This is a genomic window from Bdellovibrio sp. ArHS (genome assembly GCF_000786105.1).
Taxonomy (GTDB): domain Bacteria; phylum Bdellovibrionota; class Bdellovibrionia; order Bdellovibrionales; family Bdellovibrionaceae; genus Bdellovibrio.
Genome location: NZ_JTEV01000003.1, coordinates 231,247 through 244,146 on the forward strand (window position 1 = coordinate 231,247; position 12,900 = coordinate 244,146).

16 protein-coding genes are annotated in these 12,900 nt (G+C 46.3%); 9 read left to right on the forward strand and 7 right to left on the reverse strand.

Annotation, left to right across the window (positions count from 1 at the left end):
• Positions 1-217 precede the first annotated feature (217 nt).
• Genes OM95_RS01930 through OM95_RS01940 form a run of 3 tightly spaced genes read left to right on the forward strand, consistent with a single transcriptional unit; the run spans position 218 to position 1,813 of the window.
• Positions 218-838 carry a sigma-70 family RNA polymerase sigma factor gene (locus OM95_RS01930; RefSeq protein WP_041869669.1) on the forward strand — a complete coding sequence of 207 codons (621 nt, stop codon included), beginning with the start codon at positions 218-220 and terminating at the stop codon, positions 836-838.
• Between the two features lie 3 nt (positions 839-841).
• Positions 842-1,312, forward strand: a complete 471-nt coding sequence (locus tag OM95_RS01935; RefSeq protein ID WP_041869671.1) for a hypothetical protein — start codon at positions 842-844, stop codon at positions 1,310-1,312.
• Positions 1,313-1,333: 21 nt separating this feature from the next.
• Entirely contained in the window at positions 1,334-1,813 is a 480-nt protein-coding gene (locus OM95_RS01940) for a hypothetical protein (RefSeq protein ID WP_041869673.1), read from the forward strand.
• 97 nt (positions 1,814-1,910) lie between these two features.
• Here OM95_RS01940 and OM95_RS01945 read toward each other — a convergent pair whose 3' ends face one another.
• The 5 genes from OM95_RS01945 to OM95_RS01965 form a co-directional block, all read right to left on the reverse strand.
• Entirely contained in the window at positions 1,911-2,096 is a 186-nt protein-coding gene (locus OM95_RS01945; protein WP_041869676.1) for a hypothetical protein, read from the reverse strand.
• A 79-nt stretch (positions 2,097-2,175) separates the two neighbouring features.
• Positions 2,176-2,898, reverse strand: coding sequence for a hypothetical protein (locus OM95_RS01950; protein WP_041869679.1), 723 nt, complete (start codon positions 2,896-2,898; stop codon positions 2,176-2,178).
• Between the two features lie 79 nt (positions 2,899-2,977).
• Entirely contained in the window at positions 2,978-3,979 is a 1,002-nt protein-coding gene (locus OM95_RS01955) for an aminopeptidase (RefSeq protein WP_041869865.1), read from the reverse strand.
• 47 nt (positions 3,980-4,026) lie between these two features.
• Positions 4,027-4,596 (reverse strand): outer membrane beta-barrel protein, encoded by a 570-nt coding sequence (locus OM95_RS01960; RefSeq protein WP_041869681.1) that lies wholly within the window; start codon positions 4,594-4,596, stop codon positions 4,027-4,029.
• A gap of 91 nt (positions 4,597-4,687) precedes the next feature.
• On the reverse strand, positions 4,688-5,572 hold the full coding sequence (locus tag OM95_RS01965; RefSeq protein WP_041869684.1) for an energy transducer TonB: 885 nt from the start codon (positions 5,570-5,572) through the stop codon (positions 4,688-4,690).
• A gap of 91 nt (positions 5,573-5,663) precedes the next feature.
• Between OM95_RS01965 and OM95_RS01970 the strand changes: the two genes are divergently transcribed.
• The 5 genes from OM95_RS01970 to OM95_RS01990 all read left to right on the forward strand — a co-directional run bounded on the left by OM95_RS01970 (position 5,664) and on the right by OM95_RS01990 (position 8,929).
• Positions 5,664-6,173, forward strand: coding sequence for a PilZ domain-containing protein (locus OM95_RS01970; RefSeq protein WP_041869687.1), 510 nt, complete (start codon positions 5,664-5,666; stop codon positions 6,171-6,173).
• Between the two features lie 114 nt (positions 6,174-6,287).
• Positions 6,288-7,610: a PhoH family protein gene (locus OM95_RS01975; RefSeq protein ID WP_041869690.1), complete on the forward strand. Its 1,323-nt coding sequence runs from the start codon at positions 6,288-6,290 to the stop codon at positions 7,608-7,610.
• A gap of 12 nt (positions 7,611-7,622) precedes the next feature.
• A complete protein-coding gene (locus OM95_RS01980; protein WP_291515448.1) occupies positions 7,623-8,039 on the forward strand; it encodes a MaoC family dehydratase in 417 nt (138 codons plus the stop codon).
• Between the two features lie 17 nt (positions 8,040-8,056).
• Complete coding sequence (locus OM95_RS01985; protein WP_041869692.1) at positions 8,057-8,479, forward strand: BLUF domain-containing protein; 423 nt, start codon at positions 8,057-8,059, stop codon at positions 8,477-8,479.
• Positions 8,480-8,497: 18 nt separating this feature from the next.
• Positions 8,498-8,929 (forward strand): DoxX family protein, encoded by a 432-nt coding sequence (locus OM95_RS01990; protein WP_291515449.1) that lies wholly within the window; start codon positions 8,498-8,500, stop codon positions 8,927-8,929.
• A gap of 72 nt (positions 8,930-9,001) precedes the next feature.
• Here OM95_RS01990 and lipB read toward each other — a convergent pair whose 3' ends face one another.
• Positions 9,002-9,649 carry a lipoyl(octanoyl) transferase LipB gene (gene lipB, locus OM95_RS01995; protein WP_291515450.1) on the reverse strand — a complete coding sequence of 216 codons (648 nt, stop codon included), beginning with the start codon at positions 9,647-9,649 and terminating at the stop codon, positions 9,002-9,004.
• A 179-nt stretch (positions 9,650-9,828) separates the two neighbouring features.
• Between lipB and OM95_RS02000 the strand changes: the two genes are divergently transcribed.
• The gene (locus OM95_RS02000; RefSeq protein WP_041869696.1) at positions 9,829-11,442 is read left to right on the forward strand and encodes a hypothetical protein; all 1,614 of its coding nucleotides are present in this window, start codon (positions 9,829-9,831) and stop codon (positions 11,440-11,442) included.
• Between the two features lie 46 nt (positions 11,443-11,488).
• Here OM95_RS02000 and OM95_RS02005 read toward each other — a convergent pair whose 3' ends face one another.
• Complete coding sequence (locus tag OM95_RS02005; protein WP_041869698.1) at positions 11,489-12,889, reverse strand: lytic transglycosylase domain-containing protein; 1,401 nt, start codon at positions 12,887-12,889, stop codon at positions 11,489-11,491.
• Positions 12,890-12,900: the final 11 nt, after the last annotated feature.

A 12,900-nucleotide genomic window follows, 5' to 3' on the forward strand; every position in this document is an offset into this window, starting at 1 on the left:
CTAATACATGGCATAACGGAATGCGTAATTCATAAATTATTTCATATATTTAGAGCCATTTTGGCCTTCTTTCTTCGGCATCAACGTTGCATTAAAGAAACACTGTAGGCAGCGCGGGTTTGGGGGAGAATTTACCGCGAGCTGAGGGGGGCCAGACGGCTTCACTGGGAAAAAAATTCAGAACGTTAACCGAATTTAGACAGAAGCGAGTCAAAGTATGGAGAGAGATCTTTTAGTATCGGATCTTGAACTGGTTGAAAAAGTAAAGTTTGGCGACAGACGTTCTTTTTCCGAACTCGTGAAACGACATCAAAGAAGTGTGCTGCGGCTGAGTTTGAGGTTTGTGAAGGACATGGACACGGCGGAGGATGTGACGCAAGAAGCGTTCATCAAAGCTTACGAGAAGTTGAACTCCTTTGAGGGCAGGGCTTCTTTTAAGAGCTGGTTGTTTCAGATTGCTGTGAATACGGCGCGAAACAAAATCCGCGAGTGGAAAAGAGAAACCGTCGATATAGATGATGTGCAGCTTGCTGTTGAGGCAGAAGCTGAAACAACTCTGGTGCACACGGCGGTGGCTGACATCCTTCAGCAAGAGGTGGAGAAGTTACCCTTCAAACAAAAAACAGCTTTGGTTCTTCGGGTTTACGAAGATCTTAGCTTTAACGAGATTGCCGATATTATGGAGTGTCCTTATGACACTGCGAAGGCGAATTACCGCCACGCTCTCCTTAAACTTCGTCAAACTTTTGAGCAAAAAGAAGAACTCAAAAATTGGACGGAAGAAGTAGGCGGTTTCTTTATGGAAGTGAATCAACGTTTTGCGGAAGCAGAAGGATAGTCAATGGATCGCATGGATCGTTTAGATAAAGTCCGAAAGGGATTGAAAAAGGCTGATGATCTTGAACTCCCGATGAACGAAGATTTTTTCGAACGTCTGCATGACAAGATCATGGCTGAAGTCGAGGAGAAAGCCATCGCACCTGCGCCGGTGCTAATGACGCCGCGTAATCTGTTGCGTTCTCACTGGAGAGGATGGCTTTATCCGGCAGGCGGTGTAACATCCCTTTTCATTTTTGCGTCTCTCTTGCTCACTCAGGTGTCAAAAGTAAACCAATCCATGCAACGCGTGGGTCTTTTGAGCGATGGACATGAACGAATTGTGGCAGAAGCGCTGTTGTCCCCAGAGGACCTGTCCCAGACTTTAATCAGCTCTCAGAGCGAATCTGATTTTTATATGGACGTAGCTCGCGAATCATTCGAAAATTTATCAGTATCTAAATTCAATAAAATTATGGGTGAAAGCGGACGCTAGTCACCCATTCGGGTGATAAGCGTGCGTTTGATTTTTCTTTTTGCTATTTCAGTTCTATTTGTGCATTCATTTTCTTTTGCCGTGCAGGCTGCGGAAAAACGCAATCAATTGGAAGAGCTATTGATTTGGAAAATGAGTGACGAGTTAAAGCTGACGCCGGTTGAAGAAAAAAAATTCACGGACCTCGTGAAAGAGCTGAACAGAAAAAAATCAGATCTGAATCATGAAATGCAGCTTTCTATCGAAAAGATGCAGAAGGCGACAACCACCAAAGTCAAAGAAGATGAACTTTCCAAGTACCGAAAGAATTTGCAAAGCTATGGTCGCATCGGTGAAGAAGAATTTGATAAATTAAAGCCGCTGCTGGGTGCAGAACGCTTAGTTCAATATCTGGTCATTAAGCTGGATTTAACCAACCGGATTAAATCCATGCTGACCAATCCTGAGGCGGGCAAGGGGGGAAAGCCTTTGCCATCGCCGAAACTCATCGAAGAAAAATAACGAGATTCTTTTATCTAGGCTTGGGAAATGTCTCGTCTTGACGGCGAAACATTTCCCAAGATTTTTATCCTAGAAAACCAAGTGACAAGGTTTGTAGTTAAGGAGCTTGCTCTTCAGAGTCGTCCTCGACACTTCCTTGGGAAGTACGTTGGAATTGTTCGTCTTGCTTGCTACCAGGTTGCTGTTGTTGCTGATTGCGTGACTCTTTTTCCAAGTTTTGTTCTTTAGAAGGGATTTTTGAGGACTGCTGCTGGTTTTGTTGGTTCATGTTTTGATTAGCCATATATCACCTCCTACGGTTGATGTGTCTTTATTGTACCCAATACAGATACGAGGAGGTGACAGTCTGTGAATAAGCACTATTAATTCTGCAATCCTGTGCGAATTAAAACTAGATCGGCCGACTTTTTAGCCAGTTCCATCATTTGTTCCTTGTATAAGGTCGCGACCTTGTCTGGACTTAATTTCAGGGCCTCGGCACAAGTCTTACCCGTTTTAAATGTTAGATCCTCGGGAGTAATGTTCACAGTGGCTTCCATCTCTTTGGTCGTCACATTCCACAGCTGAGCCCGTAAAAGCGTGTAGCCTTGCAAGTCTCCGGAATTGGTGGCGTTGGTTTGGCAATAGAAGCCAAAGCCGGCGCGATAGTCGGCGAAACCTTCATGGGTGGTTGGGTGCAGGACAAACAAATACTTGGCATTCTGTCGTACGGCTTCTTTACCCAGATAGTCTTGTAAAAGCTGGTAGCGGTTGCCCAGATAGATATCTTTAAGTTGTGCACCAGTTTGTTTGCCGACTTTGATAACTTCCGGATCGACGTTCAGCAGGAAAACATTTTTATTTTTACTTTTTAGATTGTTTTGAATCTCTGCAGAGACGCTCTGATTTAAAGACCAACCGGTGATGTTAGCAGACACTTCCCGGCTGCCTTTTTTTCCGGTGCCGACATATTTCACGGGTAGAGTGTCGTCGAAAAGAGCCACGACCCCGACATCGTTCAACTTTTGCAGTCGCGTTTCCGTGGGGGACTTGGTGGCGCAGGCGCCAAGAATGAGCACTAAAGAAAAAGCGGCAATCAACTTCATTATTGAATCCTCCGAAAACTATGAAAGAGGATACGAAGTTTTTCGAAAGAAGTCATCGCCGTGATTTACACAACTGGGCCTAGGGGTGTTTACTCAAAGAGCCAATCAGGTCTTTCAATCCTTGGTTGGGATCCTTTGATTTTTCCAGGGATTTGCAGGTTTCGATGAAACGCGCGTAATTCGAGTCGAGAAGCTCGTATAATGTTTCAAAGTCACTGAGATCCTGCATATAGGTTTTATAAACTAGCAGGCGAGCATTGTTTAACTTCAGTTCCGGAAACTTGGCATAATGATCAGTCAATAACTGTGGCTGAATATTTTTAGCAAACTTGTCCTGGATTTCGTGAATGCGTTTTTGGCGTCGCGCCTCGTCTCTTTGCGATGCCGGAAGATTTTTATACCAGAGTTCAAGCTCTTTCAGCTCTGCAGTGATGAATTTTGAGAAGGTTTTGCTGTCGGCATTTTCCTTTTGAATCTCTTTTAAAGTCGGAGATTCGGGACCCTCACGCTTAAGATAAAACTGCTCCGCACCTTTGTTTCCTAAAAAAGTGGCAAGACGCTCATTGAAGTCTGCCGAGTTTTTAATATACAAAGTGGCATGAACCGTTTCATGAATAATCGTATTCACTAGGGTGTAGTCGTCATAACGAAGCATTGAGCTTAAAATGGGATCGTTGAACCACCCCAAAGTGCTGTAGGCTGAAACACCGCGAAGGTAGGTGTCTAGGTCCTCTTCCTGAAGCTCAGATTCAAGTTCTTGCGCATCACTTTCGTTGAAAAATCCTTTGTACGGCATTTTTCCCATAAAAGGGTAAGACCACTGATAGTGTTTAAGTTCCCAGCGTGGCGCTGCGCTGACGACATACGTGACATAGGGGCGGCCCAGCTCCACATAGGATGTATAGTTTTTTGTCGCGGTCAGATGCAAACTTTGCTCGGCAAATAAACGGGCTTCCTGTGCTAGACGCAGCTTATTCTTTTTAAGCTCATCCAACTGCGGGTCTTTCAGCGCTTCGTCCAAGGGGACGCGACTGCCAAGAAGCTTCATCTGTCCCACTCCGGACTTCATAAGATAACCCATTTGGCATCCACAAAGACCCAGCACGAAGAACGACACCGTTAGAAATTTTAAAGCACCCAAGTGACGCCTGCACGAACAGAAGAGTCGTCGGTTTGGAGACCCCCACCTATCGGTGTTTTCCACACGTCATAGCTAAGCTTGATGCCGAAGGTTTCAGTCATTTGGATTTTTAAACCTGCGCCATAGCTGGGCACCGTCGCTTTTTCCGGCTCGATAGTGTAAGAATCTTGGCCTTCAATTTTGACTTCCTGATAGCGGCTGATTTGGGCGCCGCCGCCTTTGATATAAGGCTGGAACAAAGATTTTTTATCTGCAAAAACCAGAATCAGATCGGCACCCATAATTTGCGATTTCTGGGTGGTGGTTCTTTGGGGATCTGCCGAGTTGGCCTTTTCTTCGCGCAGGCCTCGGGCATCGGTATAGCTCAACTCCAACGCCAGTCTTTCCAGAAAATAAATGGAAACAGAGCCGGTGATGGATTCCGAATCGAAAGAATTGTTTTCATCAAATGTGGTGGTTTTTCTGCCATAAGAAAGGCCCAATTCCGTGTAAAGAGCGTGAGCGGGAACGGACGATAAAAAAACGGCCAAAGCGAAAACTGAAAATATTTTTTTCATGTCTTTCATTCTAGCAAGGACTGTGGCGAGTGACAGGGTTTTAAGAGATAAGCTGGACCAAAGATGCCTAGACCAGACGCTAAAAAAGGTCTTAATTTCGATTTACTAAAACTGGTGGTGCATAGTTCACCGTGAAGGAAAATTTGACGTGAATAAAGCCATCTTCTTGCACCATCTCGGGCGGTGGATTGGGGAAGACCTTAGCGTCACGAAAGGCATTGACGGCCGCCGCATCAAAAGCAGGAATTCCCGAACTTTTCATGATCAAGGACTGACGCAGAAAACCGTTTTTATCCAGAATGAATTCAATATGAGTCACCCAATTACGATTGCCGGCGTTGACCAGCGTTAAGCGGTCAAAACGATCGATCGCCTGCTGCACGCGACTTTCCCAGCGATAGCGAATCAACTCCTCCATGCGCGCATAAAAGGTATAGAAAAGATAGCGATCAGTATTCAGGGCAGTGAAGGACCCCACTTTTACATCATTCGGCATGGATTCACCGATGGTCGACATGCCTTCGTTGAAGCGATTCATCTCTTGCAGATCTTTGCTGATGTCGACTTCTTTAAAGCCCTCTTTATCCATACTCGGGCGGGCCGGTGAAGAATGGTTGGGGGTCGATGCCGACGAAGTCGTTTTTTTCGGTTCAGGCACTGTGGTTTGATTGCTGCGATTGGCAGTCATACCTGATTGCGCCGCGCGAGTTTGTTCGCGAACACGTTGTTTTTGTTCCGACAGGAATTTCGCCAAGGTGTCGTCGTCAGGAACTTTCATTTTTTCGGGGACCAGGGCCTGGCGAACGATCTGTTGTTCCTTCGGCTTTAAAGCCTGAAAAATCTGAGCCTCGGGGGTTAGCTCCACTTCAATGGTTTGCGGTTCAGGGGTCTGAAAGTGGGGAGCAATCCACATCACCGTCCCCATCAAGAGGCAGTGAACTAAGATACTGATAAAGACAGCGCGGATCACAGGCATGTCTCAATATAAGACGAAACTGGACCTTGGTGCAAGACGGCTAAAGTTGAAACATATTTTGCCGATAAGAAATGAGTCACAGGGGGAAATAATGGGTAAGGTTCTCGATATTACGCCGCGCCTAAGAGTTCAAAATTCTTTAGAAAATACAAAATTAGAAGCGCGCGCGGAGGTCCTTGATATTACTGAGGCTCGTCAAGAAATTTTGAGCCGTGATCGTCGTGATGTGAAGCGTACGATTCTGACTGAGTTCGTGGGGGCTTTTGTTGTCCTTCCTGAAAAAGGTCTTTTAAAAGCAGCTTTGTACGATATCTCTGAAAACGGGATGGCGTTTGATTTGGAACTGACCGAGGGCGGCTTCTCTCAAGGTGAGGAAGTGGCTATGCGTGTGTACTTGAATCATTCGACATATTTCCCATTCACGATTCGTGTAACAAACAGTCGCGCCATCGAAGATGAAGGTGTGGTTCGTCACGGTGCTAACTTTGTGAAGGGCACAATGAATGATGTCGCACTTCATCATTTTGTGAAGTTCATCGAAAACGTCAGTGCCAGTCTGAAAACTGACTCCGGGGATGTTCTCGTTTCCCACATTTCTTAATTTTATCTCGCGGCCCTTTTCCGTAGACTTTAGTCCTGCAATTTGTTGCAATTTAGACAGTAGAAGTTCTGCTGTCTGAATTGCAGAATTTCTCAGGACTATAACTACGGAGGGATGTCCTTGAGTAAAGCTAAACGCAGAAAAATTGTTGTCGACACGAATGTCATTCTTTTCGATGCTCAGGCTATCCTGCGATTCGGCGAGGCCGATGTTCACATTCCCATCTCTGTCATCGAAGAGGTGGATAAGTTCAAAAGAGACCAAGGCGAAAACGGGCGCAATGCGCGTCAGTTCAGCCGTTTCATCGACGTGCTTCGGGCAAAAGGTTCTTTGGCCAGCGGCGTACAAATCGATAACTCTGAAACCATGGTCTACATCAATACGGATTTGATGTTGGCGGGGATGCCTTCTGAACTCGATCATCAAAAGGCAGACAATCGTATTTTGAATACGGCGTTGGCTTTGCAAAAACAGCATCCGCGCTACAAAGTGGAGCTGATCTCCAAAGACATCAACTTGCGTATCAAGGCTGACGTTTACGGCGTGGTCGCCAAGGACTATGAAACAAATGATATCAATCGCGATGATCTTTACGAAGGTTATCAGGAAATCATGGTTTCGCCGGAGCAGATCGACGCCTTCTATAAAGAAAAACGTTTTATCACGGATGTGAAGCTTTATGCGAATCAGTACGTGATCATGAAGGATTCCGCGAATCCGAATCATTCTGCGATCGGGCGTTTTAGCGCGAGTGAAAAAGCCATTGTGCCCCTGATGCAGGCGGCAGATTCTATCTGGGGAATCCATGCCCGCAACGTCGAGCAGGCCTTTGCTTTGGACTGTTTGTTGAATGATGAAATTATGTTCATTTCATTGGTGGGAAAAGCAGGGACCGGGAAAACTTTGATGGCGATCGCCGCAGGTCTTCACAAGACTTTGGATCAAGGTCAATTCCAGCGTCTGTTGGTGTCTCGTCCGATCTTCCCGATGGGGCGTGACATTGGTTATTTGCCAGGTGACATTGAGCAAAAATTAAATCCCTGGATGCAGCCCATCTTTGATAACGTTGAATTCTTGATGGGTGCGGACAAAAAAGCGGCAGGCCGAGCGCAAGAGCTCATTAATCAGGGTATGCTGAATATTGAGCCTTTAACTTACATTCGCGGTCGCAGCATTCCGAAGCAATACCTTATTGTTGACGAAGCACAAAACTTGACTCCGCATGAAATCAAGACGATCGTTACGCGTGCTGGTCGTGGGACGAAAGTGGTTCTCACGGGCGACGTTTATCAGATCGACAATCCTTACGTGGATTCTGCGAACAGCGGTTTGACGTATGCGGTTGAGAGATTCAAGGGCCAACCCATTGCCGCTCATGTCACTTTGACCAAGGGTGAAAGATCTGAGCTGGCTGAGCTGGCAGCGAATATTTTGTAGGAGTTTTTTGAAATGACAGATACGGCAGCATCAGTGGATGTAGGATATACGGCTTCTTTCACCGTTCAGGTGACAGACAAAATGGTTCACCAATTTGCGGATCTTTCCGGAGACCGCAATCCTATTCATTTGGATGATGAGTACGCATCGAAAACAAGATTCGGGCGCCGTATTGCGCATGGAATGATCGTAGGGGCTTTGATTTCCAGAGCCCTTGTTGATGGTATCGGTGGCGGCGGTATTTACTTGGGTCAATCTTTGAAATTTGTGAATCCAGTGTTCATTGATGACACGGTTGTGATCACCATTAAGATCACCGGTATTCGCAAAGAAAAAGGAATTGCCACGGTTGAAACCAATGCCACCAAATTGAATGGCGACGTCGTGGTGAAGGGTGAAGCCGTCATCATGATGAGCCGACCTGCTTAACTTTAAAAAAGGAACTAATGGGACCCGTATTCCAACTGGTTTATTTAAGTCAGGCTGCCGAGGATATCAGCTATTCTGATATTCAGGATATCCTCGAAGTCTCACGCAATAATAACAAGATGGATGAAGTCACAGGTGTTCTGATTTTTCGCGACGGCCATTTCTTGCAGCTCCTGGAAGGACGCGAACAAGACGTCAAAAAAGTTCTTAGTAAAATTTTGATGGATGATCGAAACCACTCCATTCGTGTGCTTATTGAAACAACGACGGAAGCGCGGTTGTTTTCCAATTGGACCATGGCCTTTTACGATGGTGACATCTCATCAAATGAAACAGAAGACTTGATCGAGCTTTTTGATACATGTCTGAAGGGAAATCGTCGCACAATGATTATCCCCATGCTAAAAAAGTTCCAGGCTTCCGCCCCCGCCCCTCAATAAATTAAAAGGACGACAGCGATGAAAAACTTTATGATGCGACTTCTTGCCGCAAAGAACTACAATACGAACCTGGATGACGTGGCATTGGCTATCTTGCGCGTGTTTATCGGTTTCACGATGGCGTTTGCGCACGGTTTGGCAAAACTTCCGCCCAACGAAATGTTGATCGGTGGTGTTTCTAGCATGGGCTTTCCTGCACCAGAACTTTTTGCCTGGTTGGCTGCTTTGGCCGAATTTGCCGGCGGTATTTTCTTGGCGATTGGACTTCTGACTCGCCCGGCAGCATTGATGGTCATCATCACGATGCTTGTCGCTGTCTTCGGTGCACATGGAGCGGATCCTTTTCAGAAAAAAGAGATGGCTTTGTTATATCTTTTCACGGCTTTTTTCTTCATGCTTCACGGCGCAGGACGCTGGTCTGTGGATCACTTTATCACTAAAAGAAAATAGAAATTGATCCAGAAGCCTGGTTGAGCGCGGGGATTCGTCATGTTCCGTGCTATCCAGGCGCCGATGCAGTTATTACAAAATATCCAGAAGCTTCAATTTCAGTTTTTCTTTAAAATCTTCCAGATTCACAGGGCGCTTTAGTACTTCTTCCAGACTGATCATTGTTTCCGGAGGAAAGCCACAAGGGTTTAATCCCTGGAAGGCCTGTGCATCGTGGGTCATGTTGATGGCGGCCCCATGAAAGCTCACCCATTGGCGAATGCCGACGCCCACGGAAGCCACCTTTCTGGAGCCAATCCATACGCCGGTGTCGTCTGTGAGAGAACGTCCTTCGACGTTTTCAAGGCCATAGGATTTTAAAACATCGACCAGGCCTTCCTCGAAAACACGAAGAAAAGGGACAATGTCACGCTCTTTGCGGCCTTTGCGCATTTGATTCAGATTTACTATCGGGTAAATAACGAGCTGGCTTGGACCATGATAAGTCGCGCGTCCGCCCCGAGTCACTTCGACTTGCTGTCCTTTCCAGGCAAACACGTCACCAGGCTTTGTCGAGCGGCCCAATGTTACAACAGGGGGATGAGTGCAAAATATAAGATAGCCAGGAAGATTGTCTTTCGAAACCTTCTCGACCAAGCTTAACTGCTTTTTTAAAGCCTCTTCATAACTGATCAGGCCCCAATCCTGGAACTGCAACACCGACATACCTTTTTGTGCCACTGAACGGAAACATTGTCATGCACTTCGGTAAAAAAGGCCGGTTTCTTTGAAGTGAAAAGAAATTGGACAGCAATGTTTTTGAGTGTGTAAACGCTTTAGTCACAAAAATTTCAAAATGAGATTCGTTTGAAATGTCCCTGTCTTTGCTTTCAAAATGAAAACAGGAGAGGGAGTATCTCATGAAGAATCTAGGATTGATCGTCGTTTTGCTTGGAGCTATCGCACTGACAGGATGTCTAGAAAACGGCGGAGGCACGGAAGCTCCCTCTAATAACAACAATGGTGACTTTTCGGTGATCACAGAGCCGCCACCTGAAGATACCGGAAATAGCGGGGGCAGCACTGGGGGAGGCGACAATGGTGGCACAGTCCCCCAACCAAGTCTTCCCAATGGTTTTGATATCAATAAGGGTGATGTGTTGACGGCATCAACGAATCTTTTGCTGGACTTCTATCCCCCTTTCACAAGTGCCTATACAAAAATTTCGGAAGACGAAACGTGTGCCTCAGGCAGTTTCAGCAGCTTTGTCGGTAGCCGTTACTTCTTAAGTACCAAGACAAATCAGAATGTTCCGCTCAGTGTTCAGTTCCGTGACCACGACGGCAGAACCAGTATCTGCTATGTTCGCCGCATCTATATTGATCAAGCGGGACCTGATATCGTTTTTGCGAAGTATCCATCCGCCCCTGTGGAAGAAGGCACGGACGTCGAGTTGATTTTTTCGGTCACCGATCCCGGCGCGGGAGTTAAGAATGTAACGTGCATGGTCGGCTCAGTCGCAAAATCTTGTGCGGCAGGAACGAATAAAATCTTATTTCCTAAACTTGCAGGCGGCGAATACACCTTGAAGGTGTCTGCAACAGACAAGTTGAATCAGTCTTCCGAAAAGTCGGTGACCTTTACGGTGACGTCTTTATACAAGCAGATGGTGCAAAACGTGAAAGTGAACGAGTATCAAAAAGTGGACATCTTGTTCGTAGTTGATAACTCGGGTTCGATGGAATACGAGCAAAAAAGCATGGCTTCACGTGTGCGCAACTTCCTGGATGTGGTGAAAGGGTTGGATTGGCAAATTGCCGTGACGACAACAGATCCCTCAAGTTCAACTTTGGGTGATGGACGCTTGGTGCCGATCTATGGCCAGACAAATAATTATATTTTAAATTCTTCGATGAGCGATACGGTGGCAAGAAACGCCTTGGGTATGACTTTACAAAGACCGGAAACGGGCAGTGGTGACGAGCAAGGAATCTATGCCGCTTACCGCGCCATCGAAAGATCCTTGGCCGCGACTGCGACGAATAAGAACTTCATTCGCTCTGATTCGCAGTTGGCGGTGGTTTTGATCTCTGATGAAGACGAATCTGCTAACGGCGCTAAGAATGACCCGGCAAACTTCGTCAAGTATGTGCAGACGGCCTTTAACGGTCAAAAAAGCGTCAGCTTTCATTCAATTATCGCTCGCCCAGGGGATAAGGCCTGCTTAAGTGGTGAAGGTTATTCTGCCGGATACCGCTACGAACAGATTTCTAAACTGACTGGCGGGGTGATCGGTGACGTGTGTGCGACGGACTATGCAGCGCAAGTTCAAGGAATCGCTGAAGGGGTCCGTCAGACACTGAAATCCATCACTCTGGCCTGTGCGCCCGTGATTGATAGCATGCGATCGCTTCTAGTTCTGAAAGACGGGCAAGTTTATAACGGAGCTCGCACGGTCAACGGCGTCAACGTCGTCTTTACAGATATGCTGCCGAAAGGTGATTACGAAGTTTATTATTCGTGTCTGAAGTAGGTATCAGGACTTCCGCACGCGCGGAAAAGGGCCTGGCGCGGCCCTTTTAGTTTTTGCTGACGGCGGAGGTCGATTCGAAATCATCATTTTGAGTGATTTTAGTATCTTTAACAGCCCGGGTATCCTTCGTAAGAAGGCTTTTTAAAACGAGGCGGGCTGGTGTGTCCACCATCAAGCTGAAGCCGGAAGGGATGGCGACATTTCTTTCCAGGGCTTTCTTCAAATCTGGATTGTACATAACAAAATCTTCTTTAGCCAAGCCGCTGCGACGAAGAAGTTCTTTCGCAGAGATCGCCCGCGCCAGCTTTACTGTGTGCAGATCCAAAGTCTTTTCATACTGAAGATCCTTGTAGATTTGTTCATGATACTTTTCGGCATAAAGGGCTGCTAAGAATTCGCAGTAGAAATTAGAAGAAGCGAAGTCGAAAGTTTTAGATTGGTAGTTAGCGACAATCACACCAAGATCTTCGCTATTGGCCGCTTTCGCTGCACGGCGAATTCCTGACGGTCCATGATTCCAGGCCGTGACGGCCATCGGCCAAGAGCGTTTTAAAATCATATGATTTTCTTTAAGCAAACGAGCTGCAGCTTCGGTGGCTTTAAACGGAGAATTTCTTTCGTCGATATGATCATTCACGGTCATAAAACTTTTGCCAGTATAGTCCATGAACTGCCAGATGCCGGAAGCGCCGACTTTGCTGACCGCATGGCGGTTGAAGCTGCTTTCCACGAACGGAATGCGTGTCAATTCCACGGGAAGATTGTGATTGCGGAAGATTTCTTCCATTCCACTTAAATACAGCGGACTGACTTCAATGCCTTCCGCAAAGAAGTTCTTTTGGCCTGTTTGTGAACGAATGTTTCTTAAGGCTTCTTGCGCATTTTCCTGCAAAGGGCCATCAACCTTTGCAAAGGCCTTGGCAATCGCGACTTGATATGAATTTTCCTGGTCGACGTTTTGACCGTCCGCCAAGGCTTTCATGGCTTGTTTGATTTTCTTAATTTCTTCGTCGACGAAGTCATCGGCCTTCAGATTGCGCATCCAACGGGCCTTGGGGGTCTCTGCATTGATGATATGGGAAATATCAATCACCTTAAAAACAATCCAGGGATACAGAGCGTGATGCACCACTTTTTTATTCGAGTCGTAGCGGGTGTAAATATCAAACCAGAAGCCCACGCGATCACGCAGATTGCCCGGAATTGAGAACTCATCGCTGATACGGTTTTGATAGTCGTTCAAAATTTCTTCACGGTTATAGACGATATCTGGATCATGTGAAAATACGACGCCATCCAAAATCATTTTTTGGATCTTTTTCATCTGTTCGACCACTTCAGGAAAGCTGGCCGAGTTAAATAGTCCGATCACCAAAGTCATCGTCAACAGGGACCCCACGACATGACGGGTGCTTCTTTTTGAGACGGCTTTGATAATTTTTTTCATATTCTCGTGCA